The sequence below is a fragment of the Nonomuraea marmarensis genome, from assembly GCF_043197025.1.
GTDB lineage: Bacteria > Actinomycetota > Actinomycetes > Streptosporangiales > Streptosporangiaceae > Nonomuraea > Nonomuraea marmarensis.
The window spans coordinates 52,876-69,248 of sequence record NZ_JBICRM010000014.1; the positions used below are offsets into that span (position 1 = coordinate 52,876).

The following is a 16,373-nucleotide window of genomic DNA, read 5'->3' on the forward strand; positions in this document are numbered from 1 at the left end:
TCGTGGAAGGAGGGCCGACGAGGTCAGCGTGGTCCGGGCGGATCCGGATCAGGTAACCCTCTTTCGCAAGTTCTTCCAATTCTTGCAATGAGCCGCTAAGTCCCGGAAACGTGCGCGGCGGCGTGTACGCCTTCAGCCGCATGTGCTTCGCGGGCCACCGGGACCGCGAGCGTGCTCTAACCCGCAGGTCACACGGGTCGCGCAGGACGGGGATGTGCTGGCCGGCGACGGACCTTCGCTCCGTGTCTGGCGCCTCACGCGTTGATCACGCTACGGTTGCCTCTGCCGATTCTCCGACTCCAACTGGACAGTGGTGTGCTCGTATGAGGTTGCTCTCCGTAGCCGTCATGGCCTCCCTCCTGCCTGCCGTCCCCTCCGCGGCCCTGGCCCAGGCCGGCACGACGTACTACGTGGACTCCAAGGCAGGGAATGACGCGGCGGCGGGCACCGGCGCGGCCACGGCGTGGAAGTCGCTCGACAAGGTCGGCTCCGCCGACCTCAAACCGGGCGACACCGTCAGCTTCAAGCGCGGCAGCAGCTTCACCAGCGGACTCACCCTGACGGCCAGCGGCACCGCGGCCAAGCCCATCGTCATCCAGCCGTACGGCACCGGCCCCCTCGCCAAGATCAGTGGCACTGACGCCGACTGTGTGGTGGTCAAGGGCAACCACTGGCGCATCAGCGGCCTGCGCGCCTCCGGCTGCCGCTGGTCCGGGTTCGAGATCGGCGGCGACGGTAACGAGCTGGTCGGCGTGCAGGCCGACCGCAACATCGCCGGCGTCTTCGTCACGCCGTCCGGCTCGCGCAACACCATCCGCGCCAGCGTGCTGACCGACAACAACCGGATGAGCGTCAACGACGACGGCGGCGACAACGACTCCGGCGCCTTCGGCGTGCTCCTCAACGGCGACGACAACCTCGTGACCGGCAACACCATCACCGGCAGCTTCGCCAAGAGCAAGGACTACGGCACCGACGGGGCCGCCGTCGAGATCTTCAACGGCGACCGCAACCGCGTCACCCACAACACCTCCAGGAACAACGAGACGTTCACCGAGCTCGGCGCCCAGAAGGGCAAGACCGCCACCGGCAACGTCTTCGCCTTCAACGTGGTCACCTCCTCCCGCAGCCGCGGCTCCTTCCTCATCACCCGCGGCCCGCGTCACGTCGTCGGCCCCGTCAAGGGCACGGTCGCCGTGCACAACTCGGTCTACCTGCCGGCCAGGGACACCATCGGCTGGTCCTGCCACGACGGTTGCGCGCCGTCGATCCTGAAGCTGCGCAACAACGTGATCGTCGTCGGCGGTGAGGCGGGCTGGGAGGACGGCAAGGGCGCCGACGAGGACTCCAGCGTGTACAAGGCCCGTAAGGCCAAGTTCAAGCTGGGGCCGAAGTCGGTCATGGCCGACCCGAAGTTCGTCTCCCGCACCGACCTGCGCCTGCGCCCCGGCTCCCCCGCGCTCGGGCGCGGCCGCACCCTCACCCCCGCGTGGTACGGCGGCAAGGCCCTCGGCAAGGACATCGCCGGCAAGCCCCTGCCCGGCACGCCGGACGCGGGGGCGTACCAGCGCTGACGTTCTGGCGAGAATCGGTGCGGCGTCTGATCGCCTGCGCGTGCACTCCGAGCCTGCCCCCGATCCCGCCCGCGCCCACGTGAGTGAGCTTTGCCGGATCAATGTCGGGATCGCGATGCACAGGCTGTGCTCGTTCTAGAGTGAGCGGTGTGCTTCCAGATCTCCGACAGCCGCTGGTGCGGCAGCTCGCCGAGTCCGACGCTCCGCGCCACTACTGGCACCTGGGCGACGAGGACGGGCGGGCATGGTTGTTCGAGAGCGTGGAGGGCGACGGAGAACACTGGGCGGTCCGGCAGGTCGAGGTCGGGCGTGATCGGGCCGCCCGCCGCTACTGGTGGCGGCACCTCCAGGACGAGCACGGTTTCCTCACCGACCAGCCGCTGGAGATCTGGGAGCTGACCGAGATCACCGAGGCGGCGTTCGAGGCGGTCTGGCAGGCGGCGGGTGTCGATTCGGGGGACGGTCGATCGACGCCTGGGTGACAGGCCGGAACAGTGAGAGGAGACAGATCGTGGACTGGAAGCTCGAAGTGGTTCCGATCCCGGTGGCGGACGTGGAGAAGGCGAAGCAGTTCTACAGCGAGCAGCTCGGGTTCGTGGTGGACCACGACACCCAGATCAGCCCCGACGTACGGGTCGTGCAGCTGACCCCGCCCGGGTCCGCCTGCTCCGTCGTCATCGGCGCCGCCACCGGCACGCCCCCGGGCTCGGTGCGGGGGCTGCAGCTCGTGGTGCCCGACATCGACGCCGCGCGGGCGGAGCTGGCCGGGCGGGGCGTCGAGGTCAGCGTCGTCAAGCACTACGAGAAGGACGGCAGCCTGGCCGAGGGGAAGGGCGAGCGGTGGAACTCGTTCGTGTTCTTCAGCGATCTCGACGGGAACGGGTGGATCCTGCAGGAACGTCCCACCGGCGAGTGACGCTGCCGGCGAGCTTCATGCGGTGTGCTCCAGGATGAGCGCGTTGGCGAGGCCGCCGGCCTCGCACATGGTCTGCAGGGCGTAGCGGGCGCCGCGCTCGCGCATGGCGTGGACGAGGGTGGTGGTGATGCGGGCGCCGCTGGCGCCCAGGGGGTGGCCGAGGGCGATGGCGCCGCCCTTCACGTTGACCCTGGCGGGGTCGGCCCCGGTCTCCTGGAGCCAGGCGAGTACGACGCTCGCGAACGCCTCGTTGACCTCGAACAGGTCGATGTCGGCCAGCCGCAGCCCGGCGCGCCGCAGCACCTTCTCCGTGGCCGGGATCACGCCGGTGAGCATGAGGAGCGGATCGGAGCCCGTGACGGCGAAGCTGTGCAGGCGGGCCAGCGGCCGCAGGCCCAGCCGGGCGGCCGTCTCCGAGGTGGTGATCAGCACGGCGGCCGCCCCGTCGTTGATCGGGCTGGAGTTGCCCGCGGTGACCGACCAGGCGATCTGCGGGAACCGCTCGGCGTAGCCGGGGTCGGCGAAGGACGGCTTCAATCCGGCGAGGATCTCCGGCGTGGTGGCGGGCCGTACCGACTCGTCCCTTTCGAGCCCCGCGAGGGGCGCGAGCTCGTCGGCGAAGGACGCGGCGGCGGCCCTGGCGTGGGACGCGGCGGAGAACGTGTCGAGCTGCTCGCGGCTGAGCGACCACTTGGCGGCGATCAGCTCGGCGCTGATGCCCTGCGGCACGAGCCCGTCCGGGTAGCGCGCGGCCAGGGCGGGGCCGAAGGGGTCGGTACCCGGGGGCACGTTCGACCACATGGGCACGCGGCTCATCGACTCCACGCCGCACGCCACCACCAGGTCGTACGCGCCGGACAAGACGCCCTGCGCGGCGAAGTGCACGGCCTGCTGGGACGAGCCGCACTGCCGGTCCACCGTGACCGCGGGCACCGAGTCAGGGAAGCCGGCCGCGAGCCAGGCGTAGCGGGTGGTGTTCATGGCCTGCTCACCGACCTGGTCGACGCAGCCGCCGATCACGTCGTCCACCAGGGATGGGTCCACGCCGCTGCGCTCGATCAGGGCGCGCAGGGCATGCGCGAGCAGGTCCACCGGGTGGATGCCGGACAGGGCGCCGCCGGGTTTGCCCCTGCCGATCGGCGTGCGTACGGCCTGCACGATGACGGCGTCACGCATCGCGACCCCTCCTTGGGAGTTGGAAAACCAAACCCACTCTAGGTGGGTTGGATTTTCCAACGCAAGCTAAGCCCGTCAGGCCGTGGATGATCAGGTGGATGGCCGTGTCGAAGTTGCGGTCGATCTCCTCGCGGTCGTCCGCCATGTGCCCCTGGATCTCGAAGGAGATGAACCCCGTGACGAACGCGTGCAGCACGTCGCTCGGCCGTCCACCGGGAGCGGACCGGCGCGGACGGCGCCGCCTGGCTGGCCGGGCTGGAGGCGGAGGGGCGATACCAGCAGGATGTGTTCGCTTGACCTGCGGAAAGGGCGTCGGCTCAGGACCGGCACGTCAATGTTCGACAATCCGGACTTAACGCTCCATCCTGGGATATAAGCAGCATGTGCGACATGTCCGTGGAACATGCTCGAAACCTTTCCACGGCACTGTGTAGAGCCTCTGAAAGGGGGCGGCAATGCTGCTGCGACTGAGGGTGTCGCTGCCGGACCGGCCGGGCGGCCTGGGCCAGGTCGCCAAGGCTCTAGGAGCGCTTGGCGCAGACATCCTGCAGGTCACCGTGCTCGAACGCGAGGCCGGACGGGCCGTGGACGACTTCACCGTCTCCTGGCCCGGCCCGGTGACCGCCTCCGAGGCTCGCGAGCGGCTGTCCGCCATGCCCGGCGTACGCGTCGAGGGGGTCTGGGCCACCAAGGAGGTGCCGGGCTCGGCGCCGGACTACGACCTGCTCATGCACGTCGCGGCCGAGCCGGCCCGGGGATTCGCCACGCTGGTGGACGCCCTGCCGGCGCTGTGCGGCGCGGAGTGGTCGCTGGCGCTGACGCTGGCCGACGGCGCGATCCGGCACGCCTCGCTGGCCGCGCCGGCCGAGTTCTTCCTGCCCGAGCCGCCGCCGCGGGCCGCCACCATGGACTCCGACAAGCGGCGGCTGATGTTGCTGCCGGTGGTGGCGCAGGGGCTGCACGTGGTCGTCGCGCGTGAGGAGGAGGGGCCCATGTTCCACCGCGCCGAGCTGGAACGTGCCGCCCGGATCGTCGCCGTGGTCGCGAAGCTGGCCGCTCGCGCCGGAGTGACCAGGAAGCCTGATTGACCGGGAAGCCGGATTGACCGGGAAAATGTCAGACGATTAACGTGGGCGGCCTGATCGTTGTGAACAGGAGCCGCTTGTGACCGTTCACGAGCCCAGCATCGGCCGCTACTACGAGGACTTCACGGTCGGGGACGTCTACCAGCACCCCATGGGCCGCACGATCAGCGAGGCCGACAACACGTGGTTCACCCTCCTGACCATGAACACCAACCAGAACCACTTCAACGCCCACTTCGCCGCCAAGTCGCCCACCGGGAAGATCATCGTGAACTCGGGGCTGACCGTGGCCATCGTGCTCGGCCTGTCGGTGATCGACGTGAGCCAGACCGCGATCGTGAACCTCGGCTGGGAGGACATCAAGCTCACCCACCCGGTGTACGTGGGCGACACCCTCTACGCCGAGTCGAAGGTGACCGCCAAACGCGAGTCGAAGTCGCGCCCGTACGCGGGCATCGTCACCTCCTACACCCGCGGGCTCAACCAGGACGGCGACGAGATCATGTCGTGGACCAGGACCGTCATGGTCTACAAACGCGACGCCCCGCACGACAAGGGCTACTTCCCGCAGGCCAAGACCGGTCCACTCTGAAGGATTTGAGGCGCATGGACTTCGAGCTGACTCCCGAGCAGAGGGCCTTCAGGGAGACCCTGCGCGCGTTCGTGGAGAAGGAGATCCTGCCGGTGGCCACCGAGTGGGAGCACTCCGGCCGGTACCCCACGGAGATCATCGAGAAGATGAAGCAGATGGGGCTGTTCGGCCTGTCGGTGCCCGAGGAATACGGCGGGATGGGGGCCGACATGGTGTCGTTCGCGCTGGTCTTCGAGGAGATCGCACGCGGCTGGATGGGCGTGGCGGGCACCATCGGGTCCCACTCGCTGGCCTGCTGGATGATCGCCCGCCACGGCACCGACGAGCAGAAGAGCCTCTACCTCGAGGACCTGGCCAGTGGCGCCCGCCGGACCGCGATCGCGCTCACCGAGCCCGGTGCGGGCACCGACCTGCAGGGCATCCAGACCCGTGCGGTACGCGACGGAGACGTCTACGTGGTGACCGGCACCAAGACGTGGATCACCAACGCCCGCCACGCCGACCCGCTGCCCGTCCTCGTCAAGACCTCGATCACCTCGCCCGCTCACCTGGGCATGTCCGTGTTGCTGGTGGATCCGTCGTCGCCTGGTTTCAGCGTCAGCCGCGACCTGCCCAAGCTCGGCTACAAGGGCACGGAGACCTGCGAGGTGGTGCTCGACCGGGTGCGCGTGCCGGTGTCCGGCCTGCTCGGGGGCGTCGAGGGGCGGGGCATGCAGCAGGTGCTCGGGGGGCTGGAGATCGGCCGCATCAACATCGCCGCCCGCGCCGTCGGCGTCGCCCAGGCCGCGTACGACGCCGCGCTCGCCTACGCCCGCGAACGGACGGCCTTCGGGCAGCCGATCGCCGACTTCCAGGCCATCCAGCTCAAGCTCGCCGACCTGGCCACCGAGATCCAGGCCGCCCGGCTGCTCACGTACTGGGCCGCCTCCCAGGCCGACGGGGGCAAGCGGGTGGACATGGAGGCGGGCATGGCCAAGTACTTCGCGTCGGAGGTGGCGCTGCGGGCTTCGCTGGAGTCGATGCGGATTCACGGCGGATACGGGTATTCGCAGGAGTTCGTGGTGGAACGGCTCTACCGGGACGCGCCGCTGATGGCGATCGGGGAGGGCACCAACGACGTCCAGCGCATGGTGATCGCCCGCGCGCTCATCTCGGGCAAGGGCAAGGTCGGCTGGTGACGGCGGGCTTTGGACTGACGCCTCAGTCGTGACGGGGCAGACCCGAGACCTCGTGATCGGCGTGGAACAGGGCTTCGGCGATGAGCCCCCGTACATGCGAGTCCCGCGCCCGATACAGCACGCGGCGCCCGTCCCTGCGTGTGTCCACCAGCCCGGCCAGCCTGAGCTTGGCGAGATGTTGCGACACGGACGGGCGCGGTGCGCCGATGGACTCGGCAAGTGAGTTCACATCCAGCTCATCGGAGGACAACAACCACATCAGCCTGAGCCGGGTTCCGTCGCTGAGCAGGCGAAACGCGTCAACGGCCGCGTTGACCTGGGCGGGAGTGGGTTGCTCCTGCGATCGGTTGGCACTTGAGGCGTTGTCGCTTGCGTACATGACTACATATCCTGGTGAAAAGGGATAAATTGTGCAAGCGAGGGGATGCCATGTCCGACCGCCGGGACCCCACTCCGACCCCCCACCACAGCCACGCCCAGCCCCACCGGCACGTCGAGGACCGAGTCAACGGCGAGGACCACCGGCAGGGTTACGGACAGGAGCACGATCACGGGCATGTGCACAGTCACGGGCGCGGACATGAGCACGAAGGCGGCCACGGTGAGCACGGTCACGGGCATGATCGGGGCATCAAGGGCGCATTTGGCCGGATATTTCACATCATCACACCCCACAGTCACGACAGCGCCGACAAGACCGATGCCGCCCTGGAATCCAGCAGTCGCGGCATGCGCGTGCTGGCCGTCTCGTTCGCCGTCCTGCTGGTCACCACCGTCATCCAGGCGGTGATCGTCGCCGCCTCGGGCTCGGTCGCGCTGCTCGGCGACACCCTGCACAACCTGGCGGACGCCCTCACCGCCGTCCCGCTGGCGATCGCGTTCTCACTCGGCCGGCGCGCCGCCACCCGCCGCTTCACCTACGGGTACGGCAGGGCCGAGGACCTCGCGGGCATCGTCATCGTCCTGCTCATCGCCGCCTCGGCGGCCCTGGCCGGGTACGAGGCCGTCCGGCGGCTGCTCGACCCGCAGGACATCCGGGCGGTCGGCTGGGTGGCCGCCGCGGCCGTGGCCGGCTTCCTGGGAAACGAGTGGGTGGCCCGGTACCGCATCAAGGTGGGCAGGGAGATCGGCTCGGCCGCCCTGGTGGCCGACGGCCTGCACGCCAGAACGGACGGCTTCACCTCGCTGGCCGTCCTCCTGGGCGCGGGGGGCGCCGCCCTCGGCTACCCGATCGCCGACCCGATCGTCGGCCTCCTGATCACGGTCGCCATCTGCTTCGTCCTGCGCGACGCCGCCCGCGAGATCTATCACCGCCTCATGGACGCCGTCGACCCCACCCTCGTGGACACCGCCGAACGCATCCTGACCACGGTCGAAGGCGTCCACCGCGTCGGCTCCGTACGCCTGCGCTGGATCGGCCACGCCCTCCACGCCGAGGTCGAGATCCTGGTAGATCACGACATGTCAGTGGTCGACGCACACGCAGTGGCGGTGGCGGCGGAGCACCGGCTCATCCACGACCTGCCCCGCCTGAGAGCGGCCACCGTCCACACCGACCCCCACGGCCCAGCAGGCGCCGACCACCACGCCACCCTGGCCACCCACCGCCCCACCTGACTCCGCCGCGGCACACGTCCTTCCTCCCGTGCGTCGCACCGGGTGCGTGGCGTTCATCGCGCGTCCGGTCGCCCCCTGGTCGTTGCGCGCCCGCAGCCATGTGCGGTCCCAAGCAGGTCGCGGCGACCCACCGCATCACCTGCCCCGATACGGGTATGTTGGGGCGGGTGTCCCCAGCCGCCGTGGCCCTGCCCCCCAAGTCCGCCCAAGCCGCCAGGCTCGCCTGGCTGGACGCCCTGCGGGGCATCGGCGCGATGGCGGTGGTGGCCGAGCACCTCCTGCCGTGGTTTCTGCCGGAGCTGAGACCGTACTGGTTCAATCTGGGCGTCTACGGCATCTTGGTGTTCTTCCTGGTCAGCGGCTACATCATCCCCACCTCCCTGGAGCGGCACGGCGACGTGCGCAAGTTCTGGGTCAGCCGGATCTTCCGCCTCTACCCCCTCTACCTGAGCGTGATCGTCCTGGTGCTGGCCCTGGCCTGGTGGGTGCCGGTGCGCGGGGAGGTGCCGCGGGACGGGAGCGCGGTGGCGGCGCACGCGACCATGTTGCTCGACGTCGTGAGCGTCGGCGGGGTGGCCGACACGATGTGGACGCTGTCGTACGAGATGGTGTTCTACCTGATGGTCACGGCGCTGTTCCTGGTCGGGAAGCACGATCGCAGCGGGTTGTTGGCCATGTCGTTCGCGGCCGCGGCCGTGGTCGTCGGGCTGGTGGTGTCGGGGGCGGTGCTGGTGGGCGGGTGGCCGGCGTACGCGTCCTGCGTGGTGTTCGTGGTCGGGCTGGTGGGCGTGGTGTGGGGGAGGCTGCGTACCGTCTCGGCCTGCGTGCTCGGGGTGATGGCGCTGGCGTTGTTGCTGCTGAGCAGCCGGGTGCCGTGGTTGGGGGCGGCGGTGCTGGCGGTGATGTTCGCGGGCACGGCGATCCACCGGTGGGAGCGTGGTGGCGGGCGGCTCTGGCCGGTGGCGGTCACGACGGCGCTGATCGCGGTCGCACCCCTGTGGGCCATCGAGAGTGGCTGGTGGTGGGTGCGGGCGGACGTGTGGCTCACGACGATCGCGCTGGCCGGAGCGACGTTCGCGGGTGGGATGGCGTTGCGCGGGCGGCGGCTGCCCAAGGTGCTGGTCTGGCTCGGGCTGGTCAGCTATTCGCTCTATCTGGTGCATCATCCGCTGTTGAAGTACTTCGTGCAGATCACGGGTGACCTGCGGCGGGCGGACCGGCCGTACCAGATCGCGATGGCCGCGCTGGCCCTGGCCGTGATCCTGGCCGTCAGCGCGCTCGCCTACCGCTACGTCGAGAAGCCCATGCAGGCGCTGGGCCGCCGGATCTCAAACCGGAGCAAGCTCCAGGGCCGGGGCGATCCCCGGATGGCGGGAGAGGGCCCGCGCCACGACGGGGTCCTCGGCCATGAGGAACGCCAGGTGCCTGACGGCGTGCGCGACCACGTTGGCCAGGGCGATGCGGTCAGGTGACGGCGTCGCGGGAGCCTCGCCGCGGGCGATCTCCAGCACGGGCACCTCGACCGCGGGCAGCCACGGCGACGGATCAGGACACACCACATAAGTCAGTACGATCTTCCCGTCCGGCTCATATCGCCAGCTCGTGGAGTGCACGACCGTCTGCTGGTCCGCGGCCGCGACCCCGCTGAGCCGCCGCGCGGCCTCGTCCGGGCTTTCGCCACGCCCCGGCTGGGTAATGGCATGCCGGTACGACCAGCGATTGTCGGTGCCCACCCGTAGCATGAGCGTCTCAACCGAGACCACGTGTCTTCCCGTCACCGCCAACTACTTACTGCCAATCATATGCAGGTGCGTCCCATACGCATATCGTCTTCCGCTCTTGAACAGCGCGGCGGGCCAGGCTGTAGTCGATGGCGTGCGAGAGAGAGGCCGACAGCCATGCCCGGTTTGCTGGTGCTGATGGGGTCGGGCGAGACGAGCCCGACCATGGTCGAGATCCACCGCGCCGCGGCACGGACGCTGCGCGCGGGGGCGCGGGCGGTGCTGCTCGACACTCCCTACGCCTTCCAGGAAAACCGGGCCGACATCTCCGCCCGCGCCTGCCGATACTTCGCCCGCAGCGTCGGCCTGGATGTCGAGGTGGCGGCCGGGATCACGGGCGCCGACTGGGTGTTCTCGGGTCCCGGCAGCCCCACCTACGCGCTGGACCGGTGGGCCGGCTCGGGCGTGGCGGGCGACCTGCGGGCCCGGGTTCGCGCACGTGCGGGGGTGACGGTGCTGGCCTCGGCGGCGGCCTGCACGGCGGGGCTGGCCACCGTGCCCGTCTACGAGATCTACAAGGTGGGCGCCGACCCCCATTGGCGCGAGGGCATCGACCTGCTGGAGCCGCTCGGCCTGCAGGCCGTGCTGATCCCGCATTTCGACAACGCCGAGGGCGGCACCCACGACACCCGCTACTGCTACCTCGGCGAGCGCCGCCTGTCGCGCATGGAGCGGGAGTTGCCGCCCGACACGGCGGTCCTCGGGCTCGACGAGCACACGGCGCTGGTCATCGACCTGGAGAGCGAGTCGGTGCGGGTGGCGGGCCGGGGCGGCCTGACCGTTCGCCGCCCCGGCTCGCTGACGGTCCTGCCCGCGGGCACCCACACCGACCTCGCCGAGATCCGCCGCCTGGCCGAAGGCGGCACGGGCACGGCCGCGCCCCCGCAGGCCCCGCCGGAGCCCGCACCCGCCGAGGTCACCCTGGAGGAGACGATTCACTCCTGCGAGGAGCTGTTCAAAGCCGCGGCGGCCAAGCCGGACATGGTGGCGGCCGCGCAGACGGTGCTCGACCTGGAAGCGGAGCTCGTCAAGTGGGCCGCGGACACGGAGGAGGACTCGGGTGGGGTCGAGCAGGCGAGGGAGCTGATGCGGCTGCTGATCGCCCGGCTCGGCGAGCAGGCCGCGACGGCCGGCCTGCGCTCGCAGAGCCTGACCTCCCTGGTCGAGCCGCTGCTCGCGCTCCGGGGGGAGTTGCGGGACGAGGGCCGGTACGAGGCGGCGGACGCGTTGCGCGCGGCGATGCTGGCGGGCGGCGTCGTAGTGGACGACACCCCGGACGGCCCCCGCTGGACCACTGCCCCCTGACCACCGGCACCTTCAGGCGGACGGCCGACCCGTGCTTGCCGTACAAAAAGAAGATTTTTTAGCGGCGGGGTGGGTCGATGCGGGCGCCGTCGAGGGTGAAGATCATCAGTCGGGAAAGATCCACCGCCACCTTGGCGGCGTCTCCGGCGCGCCAGACGGGACGGTTGCCGAGGCGGATGATCAGGTCCGAGCGGCGGTGGATACCGCTGTTCGGGTGCTGCCCCACCTGCTCCTGCTCCTGCCGCTCCTCCCGATGCGGGCCGGAGAACATCCGCCGCACCAGCCCCGACAGCTTCCCCGACCCGTTCTTCTCCCCGTTGACCCGCCCGCGCGGGTCCGGCGGCTCCGGCACCGGTACGGCGGGCATCCCGCACTCCATGTACGCCAGCCACTCGTGCCCGTGGTATTCCAGCGCCCGCACCCGCCCGTAGAACGCCGCCCCCTCGTACGACTCCGGCACCGGCGCCAGCCCGTCAGGCCGCAGACCCACCAGGACGTGCCCGCCCGTGTGCTGCGAGATCGCGTACGCCCTGGGATCGCTCCACGGCAGCGTGAGCCGATGCGGGCCGAAGTCGAGCTGCACGTACTGGTTCTGAGGGGTCCTGACCTGGGCCGCCAACAAGTTCAACTGCTGCGAGTTGAGGAAGGCCGCCACGAACGCCGTCGCTGGATCGTTGTAAATCTGGGCCGGAGTGCCGACGTCCTGCAGGACCCCGCGATTCAGGATGGCGATCCTGTCGGCCAAGGTCAGGGCCTCGACCTGGTCGTGCGTCACGTAGATCGTGGTGACGCCGAGCGACCTGACCAGGGCCGAGATCTCCATGCGCAGCTCGGTCCGCATCCCGGCGTCCAGATTGGATAACGGCTCGTCCATGAGGAACAACTTGGGCTGCCGGACGATCGCCCGCCCCATCGCGACTCGCTGCCGCTGGCCGCCGGAGAGCGTGCCGGGGCGGCGGTCCAGCGTCTCGTCGATGTGCAGCGCCTTGGACAACTCGGTGACGCGCTCGCGCACCATCGACGGGTCCGACTTGGCGATCTCCAGGGGGAAGGCGATGTTCCCGCGTACGGTCCTGTGCGGGTAGAGCGCGCCGTTCTGGAACACCATGGCGACGTCGCGGTCGCGGGGGGCCAGGTGGTTGGCCATCTGGCCGTCGAGCCAGAGGTCTCCCTCGGTGATCTCCTCCAAGCCCGCTATCATGCGGAGCAGTGTTGACTTGCCACATCCGGAAGGGCCAAGGAGGACGAGGAACTCGCCGTCATCCGCCCGCAGGCTCAGCCGGTCGACGGCGAGGTGGTCGCCCGGATACACCTTGGACACTTTGTCGAGAACGACCGAGCTCATGGGCCCACACCTTGCGCGCGTTTCACCTGTGACGAGGCTGATAGAAGAGGTAGTACATCGCGCCTTAACGCTACATGTCCACCCTTGACATAAAGAATCTCTTTTGGCGGGCGTTTCGGTCGGGGGTTTTGGGTGTCCGTACACCGAAATTTCCGGATATGCGAATTGGTGGAAGAGCTTGCGTAAAGTTGCGGAAAGAGCTTTTCATCGTCCCGGGCGTTCGGGGAAAGCTATGACCGCATGGTGACAGGTGTGGCGATCTACCAGGTCTGCGTGCGCGGCTTCGCCGGCGGCGACGGTGACCGCGTAGGCGACCTGATCGGCGTTCGCGATCGCCTGGCGTACCTGGCCGAGCCGGGCGTCGATGTCCCTGGAGCAGCGGCTTCGGCGGCCTGGTGGAAAGTACAGTGTGTGGCATGAACGGTCACGCTCGCCTAGCCGACATCGCCGCCCAGGCCGGGGTGAGTGAGGCCACGGTCAGCCGGGTCCTCAACGGCAAACCCGGTGTCTCGGCCGCCACCCGCCAGTCGGTGATGACCGCGCTCGACCTCATGGGCTACGAGCGCCCGCCGCGGTTGCGGCAACGCAGCAACGGGCTGGTCGGCCTGGTGACGCCGGAGCTGGACAACCCGATCTTCCCCGCGTTCGCGCAGGCCATTGAGAAGGCGCTGACGCAGCACGGCTACACCCCCGTGTTGTGCACCCAGCTCCCCGGCGGCGCGCCCGAGGACGAGTTCACCGAGTTGCTCGTCGATCGGGGGGTGAGCGGCATCGTGTTCGTGTCGGGCCTGCACGCCGACACGACCGCGCGCATGGACCGCTACACCCGCCTGACCGACCGCGGGTTGCCCATCGTGCTGGTCGACGGCTACAGCGAGCACATCGACGCCCCGTTCATCTCGCCCGACGACCGGCTGGCCGCGCGGTTGTCCGTGCAGCACCTGGTCGACCTCGGCCACGAGCGGATCGGGATCGCGCTGGGGCCGCGCAGGTTCGTGCCGGTGATCAGGAAGATCGAGGGCTTCAAGCAGGCCATGGCGCAACTGCTCGGCGCGACGGACGTGGACGAGCTGATCTCGCACTCGCTGTTCTCCGTCGAGGGCGGGCAGGCCGCCGCCGCGCAACTGCTCGCCCGCGGCTGCACCGGCATCGTGTGCGCGAGCGACCTGATGGCGCTGGGCGCGATCCGCGCCTGCAGGGAGAGGGCGATGTCCGTGCCGGGAGAGGTGTCCGTGGTCGGATTCGATGACTCGCCGCTGATCGCGTTCACCGATCCGCCCCTGACCACCGTGCGCAAGCCGATCGGCGCGATGGCGTCGGCCGCCGTGCAGACGCTGCTCGAAGAGGTCAACGGTGCCCCCGCCAAGCACGTCGAGCTGATCTTCCAACCGGAGCTCGTCGTCCGCGGCTCCACCGGCTCCGGCCCCCTGGTAAACCGGTGAGGGAGTGCCGTCGCCTGGAGGAGCGGCGGGAGCGAAGCGACCAGAGCGGGGGAAGGCGGCGGCGTATGGCGACCGAGCCCGCCTCACGGAGTGAGGCCATGAGCAGGTGAGGGAGTGCCGTCGCCTGGAGGAGCGGCGGGAGCGAAGCGACCAGAGCGGGGGAAGGCGGCGGCGTCTGGCGACCGAGCCCGCCTCACGGAGCGAGACCATGGACACGTGACGCGCGACGTACTGGTCCTCGGCGGCGCCGGGGTCGACACGACGGTCTACGTTCCGGCGCTGCCGGTGCCGTACCAGGACACCTACCACGTGCCGCCGGTCGTCGACCGGATCGGCAACACCGGCGCGGGCGTGGCGCTGGGCTGCCACGCGCTCGGGCTGGACGTCGCGTTCGCCGACCTGATCGGCGACGACGCGCATGGCGCGCTCATCCGCCACGCGCTGCGCGACGTGGACTGCGCGTGGGGGCCCGCAGTGGCGGGCACCCGGCGCAGTGTCCTGCTCGTGGGCCCCGACGGGCGGCGCACCTCGTTCTACGACGCCAAGGCCACGCCCGGCGAGCGGCTGCCCAGGGAGCTGTACGCGAACGTACGCGCCAGGCACGTGCACGTGTCAATCACGGACTTCTGCCGCCACGTCTACCCCGACCTGGACGGCCTGCCCATCTCCACCGACCTGCACGACTGGGACGGCGTCGCCGACTACCAGAAGGACTTCGCCCACCGCTCCGACCTGGTGTTCATGTCAGCCGCCGCCCTGCCCGACCCGGTCGCCACGATGCGCGACGTCCTCGCCCGTGGCCGCGCCCACACGGTCGTCTGCACGCGCGGCGCCGACGGCTGCCTGGTCCTGACGCGCGACTCCGGCGTACGCGCCTTCCCCGCCGCGCCGCTGCCGGGACCGGTCGCCGACAGCAACGGCGCCGGCGACGCCTTCGTCTCAGGCTTCCTGTACGGCACCCTGCGCGGCAGGCCGCTGGAGGAGTGCGTCAGCCTGGGTTCGACGGCCGGGGCGCACGCGTGCACGGTCGTCGGCACCCATGAGTCCCCGATCACCGAGGCCCTGCTGCTGAGCCGGTCCGCGCGGGATGCGGGTGATCCAGCTCCCGCCACGCCCGGCACACGAACGGCGGAACGGACGCCATCAGATACATAGTGGTGAACGCGAAAAGGGTGACCGTGAGACCGGCCAATTCGGTGAGCGAGCCGGCCAGCAGCCCGCCGATGGGCATGCCCGCGTAGGCGGCGGCCGTCATGGCGCCCAGTACCCGCGCTCGAAGGCGCGCGGGAATCCGGTCGAACTGCAACACACCGAGAATGGGATTGATCGCGCCCGCCGCGAACCCGGAAAGCGCGGCCACCCCGAGCGCCACCGGAAGCGGCGTGCCCAGCGCCAGCACGAGAACACGCGGAACCCCGGCGACGAGAAAACACCATCCGAAGGTCAGCCTCCGGGGTAATCGTGCGCCGGCCGCGCCGTAAACGATCGTCCCGGCCACCGCGCCCGCCCCGAGCGCCCCGGTGAGCAGGCCGAACGCTCGGGGATCGGCGACCACATCGCGGGCGTAGAGGGCCAGCAGCACCTGCGTCACGCCCGTGTCGAGCATATTGGTGACCACGATCATCGCGGTGGCGCTCATTTGCAGCCTGTCGTGCCAGAGGAACGCCAGGCCGGCCCGCAGATCGCTCAGATATCCACCGGATTCGCGCCCCCCGCCGTCGATCCGCGGGATTCCGCCGCCGATGAGCACGGCGGACAGCAGAAAGGTGACCCCGTCGAAGAACAGCAGCGCACTCGGGCCGATCCAGAGAATCAGCACTCCGGCGAGCGGCGCGCCTACCATCGCGGCGCCTCGAAAAACGCCGTCATACGCGGCCGTGGCCCGTTCGATGCGCACGCGGCCGAGCGCGGAAAGGTCGGGCAACATCGCCTTGCGCGCGGTCTCTCCCGGGGTGGCCGCCAGCCATCGTACGAACAGGAGCAGCAGCAGGGCCGGATAGGAGAGCCCGGTGGTCAGCAACAACACCGGAATCGCCAGCACGATGAGCCCGCTCGCCAGATCCGACAACACGCTCGTGCCGCGAAATCCCAGCCAGTCCACGATCGTCCCGCCGAAGGCCGCGGATATCACGATGGGAAACGTGGTGGCGAACGCGGCCAGCCCGGCGAGCCCGGCGCTGCCCGTGGTGTCCAGGACGAACCACGGGATGGCGAGCATGGAGAGCATGTTTCCGGTGACGGAGAGGGCGTTGGCGGCCAGCAGGGTGATGAATGGACGCCTCACGCAGACTGCCCCCGGCAACGATTTCCCGCTTCAGAGTTCCTCAGGGTCGGCGTGCGGTCAAGGGAGCCGGTCGGCAAG

At 69.8% G+C, this 16,373-nt stretch carries 17 protein-coding genes; 12 read left to right on the forward strand and 5 right to left on the reverse strand.

All coding sequences use genetic code 11. The features are described 5' to 3' along the window. The first annotated feature begins 323 nt into the window (after window positions 1-323). The 3 genes from ACFLIM_RS23435 (at window position 324) to ACFLIM_RS23445 (ending at window position 2,490) form a co-directional block, all read left to right on the forward strand. Window positions 324-1,574: a NosD domain-containing protein gene (locus ACFLIM_RS23435; RefSeq protein ID WP_393168749.1), complete on the forward strand. Its 1,251-nt coding sequence runs from the start codon at window positions 324-326 to the stop codon at window positions 1,572-1,574. Between the two features lie 149 nt (window positions 1,575-1,723). Beyond that, window positions 1,724-2,056, forward strand: a complete 333-nt coding sequence (locus tag ACFLIM_RS23440) for a hypothetical protein (RefSeq protein WP_393168751.1) — start codon at window positions 1,724-1,726, stop codon at window positions 2,054-2,056. Window positions 2,057-2,085: 29 nt separating this feature from the next. Beyond that, window positions 2,086-2,490 (forward strand): VOC family protein, encoded by a 405-nt coding sequence (locus ACFLIM_RS23445; RefSeq protein ID WP_393168753.1) that lies wholly within the window; start codon window positions 2,086-2,088, stop codon window positions 2,488-2,490. A 15-nt stretch (window positions 2,491-2,505) separates the two neighbouring features. Here ACFLIM_RS23445 and ACFLIM_RS23450 read toward each other — a convergent pair whose 3' ends face one another. Both ACFLIM_RS23450 and ACFLIM_RS23455 read right to left on the reverse strand, forming a co-directional pair. After that, window positions 2,506-3,666 carry a thiolase family protein gene (locus tag ACFLIM_RS23450; protein ID WP_393168755.1) on the reverse strand — a complete coding sequence of 387 codons (1,161 nt, stop codon included), beginning with the start codon at window positions 3,664-3,666 and terminating at the stop codon, window positions 2,506-2,508. Continuing rightward, window positions 3,659-3,862 (reverse strand): hypothetical protein, encoded by a 204-nt coding sequence (locus tag ACFLIM_RS23455; RefSeq protein WP_393168757.1) that lies wholly within the window; start codon window positions 3,860-3,862, stop codon window positions 3,659-3,661. Before ACFLIM_RS23455 ends, ACFLIM_RS23450 begins: the two co-directional genes overlap by 8 nt. Before the next feature lie 259 nt (window positions 3,863-4,121). Here ACFLIM_RS23455 and ACFLIM_RS23460 point away from each other — a divergent pair, with 259 nt between their 5' ends. The 3 genes from ACFLIM_RS23460 (at window position 4,122) to ACFLIM_RS23470 (ending at window position 6,521) form a co-directional block, all read left to right on the forward strand. After that, window positions 4,122-4,754, forward strand: coding sequence for an ACT domain-containing protein (locus ACFLIM_RS23460; protein ID WP_393168759.1), 633 nt, complete (start codon window positions 4,122-4,124; stop codon window positions 4,752-4,754). Between the two features lie 76 nt (window positions 4,755-4,830). Further along, window positions 4,831-5,343: a MaoC family dehydratase gene (locus tag ACFLIM_RS23465; protein ID WP_393168761.1), complete on the forward strand. Its 513-nt coding sequence runs from the start codon at window positions 4,831-4,833 to the stop codon at window positions 5,341-5,343. Window positions 5,344-5,357: 14 nt separating this feature from the next. Beyond that, complete coding sequence (locus ACFLIM_RS23470) at window positions 5,358-6,521, forward strand: acyl-CoA dehydrogenase family protein (RefSeq protein WP_393168763.1); 1,164 nt, start codon at window positions 5,358-5,360, stop codon at window positions 6,519-6,521. A gap of 22 nt (window positions 6,522-6,543) precedes the next feature. Here ACFLIM_RS23470 and ACFLIM_RS23475 read toward each other — a convergent pair whose 3' ends face one another. Next, window positions 6,544-6,900 carry an ArsR/SmtB family transcription factor gene (locus ACFLIM_RS23475; protein WP_393168765.1) on the reverse strand — a complete coding sequence of 119 codons (357 nt, stop codon included), beginning with the start codon at window positions 6,898-6,900 and terminating at the stop codon, window positions 6,544-6,546. 50 nt (window positions 6,901-6,950) lie between these two features. Between ACFLIM_RS23475 and ACFLIM_RS23480 the strand changes: the two genes are divergently transcribed. From ACFLIM_RS23480 to ACFLIM_RS23490, 3 genes are all read left to right on the forward strand, one after another. After that, a complete protein-coding gene (locus ACFLIM_RS23480; RefSeq protein ID WP_393168766.1) occupies window positions 6,951-8,138 on the forward strand; it encodes a cation diffusion facilitator family transporter in 1,188 nt (395 codons plus the stop codon). Between the two features lie 167 nt (window positions 8,139-8,305). Beyond that, a complete protein-coding gene (locus tag ACFLIM_RS23485) occupies window positions 8,306-9,610 on the forward strand; it encodes an acyltransferase family protein (protein WP_393168767.1) in 1,305 nt (434 codons plus the stop codon). Window positions 9,611-10,036: 426 nt separating this feature from the next. Beyond that, window positions 10,037-11,224, forward strand: coding sequence for a hypothetical protein (locus tag ACFLIM_RS23490; RefSeq protein ID WP_393168769.1), 1,188 nt, complete (start codon window positions 10,037-10,039; stop codon window positions 11,222-11,224). 58 nt (window positions 11,225-11,282) lie between these two features. Here ACFLIM_RS23490 and ACFLIM_RS23495 read toward each other — a convergent pair whose 3' ends face one another. After that, entirely contained in the window at window positions 11,283-12,569 is a 1,287-nt protein-coding gene (locus ACFLIM_RS23495) for an ABC transporter ATP-binding protein (RefSeq protein WP_393168771.1), read from the reverse strand. A gap of 252 nt (window positions 12,570-12,821) precedes the next feature. Here ACFLIM_RS23495 and ACFLIM_RS23500 point away from each other — a divergent pair, with 252 nt between their 5' ends. The 3 genes from ACFLIM_RS23500 (at window position 12,822) to ACFLIM_RS23510 (ending at window position 15,166) form a co-directional block, all read left to right on the forward strand. Continuing rightward, window positions 12,822-12,989, forward strand: a complete 168-nt coding sequence (locus ACFLIM_RS23500) for a hypothetical protein (protein ID WP_393168772.1) — start codon at window positions 12,822-12,824, stop codon at window positions 12,987-12,989. Then, the gene (locus ACFLIM_RS23505; RefSeq protein WP_393168774.1) at window positions 12,986-14,011 is read left to right on the forward strand and encodes a LacI family DNA-binding transcriptional regulator; all 1,026 of its coding nucleotides are present in this window, start codon (window positions 12,986-12,988) and stop codon (window positions 14,009-14,011) included. The genes ACFLIM_RS23500 and ACFLIM_RS23505 overlap by 4 nt, the downstream gene beginning before the upstream one ends. Before the next feature lie 216 nt (window positions 14,012-14,227). Then, the gene (locus ACFLIM_RS23510) at window positions 14,228-15,166 is read left to right on the forward strand and encodes a carbohydrate kinase family protein (RefSeq protein WP_393168775.1); all 939 of its coding nucleotides are present in this window, start codon (window positions 14,228-14,230) and stop codon (window positions 15,164-15,166) included. On the opposite strand, the gene ACFLIM_RS23515 is transcribed toward ACFLIM_RS23510, so the two are convergent. Continuing rightward, window positions 15,063-16,295: an MFS transporter gene (locus tag ACFLIM_RS23515; RefSeq protein WP_393168776.1), complete on the reverse strand. Its 1,233-nt coding sequence runs from the start codon at window positions 16,293-16,295 to the stop codon at window positions 15,063-15,065. The two genes, ACFLIM_RS23510 and ACFLIM_RS23515, sit on opposite strands and share 104 nt — an antisense overlap. Window positions 16,296-16,373: the final 78 nt, after the last annotated feature.

Excerpts from the sequence above, each read along its gene's own strand:
- ACFLIM_RS23435 (WP_393168749.1), top strand. The coding sequence starts at position 324 with ATGAGGTTGCTCTCCGTAGCCGTCATGGCCTCCCTCCTGCCTGCCGTC.
- ACFLIM_RS23450 (WP_393168755.1), bottom strand. The coding sequence starts at position 3,666 with ATGCGTGACGCCGTCATCGTGCAGGCCGTACGCACGCCGATCGGCAGG.
- ACFLIM_RS23460 (WP_393168759.1), top strand. The coding sequence starts at position 4,122 with ATGCTGCTGCGACTGAGGGTGTCGCTGCCGGACCGGCCGGGCGGCCTG.
- ACFLIM_RS23470 (WP_393168763.1), top strand. The coding sequence starts at position 5,358 with ATGGACTTCGAGCTGACTCCCGAGCAGAGGGCCTTCAGGGAGACCCTG.
- ACFLIM_RS23475 (WP_393168765.1), bottom strand. The coding sequence starts at position 6,900 with ATGTACGCAAGCGACAACGCCTCAAGTGCCAACCGATCGCAGGAGCAA.
- ACFLIM_RS23480 (WP_393168766.1), top strand. The coding sequence starts at position 6,951 with ATGTCCGACCGCCGGGACCCCACTCCGACCCCCCACCACAGCCACGCC.
- ACFLIM_RS23490 (WP_393168769.1), top strand. The coding sequence starts at position 10,037 with ATGCCCGGTTTGCTGGTGCTGATGGGGTCGGGCGAGACGAGCCCGACC.
- ACFLIM_RS23495 (WP_393168771.1), bottom strand. The coding sequence starts at position 12,569 with ATGAGCTCGGTCGTTCTCGACAAAGTGTCCAAGGTGTATCCGGGCGAC.
- ACFLIM_RS23505 (WP_393168774.1), top strand. The coding sequence starts at position 12,986 with ATGAACGGTCACGCTCGCCTAGCCGACATCGCCGCCCAGGCCGGGGTG.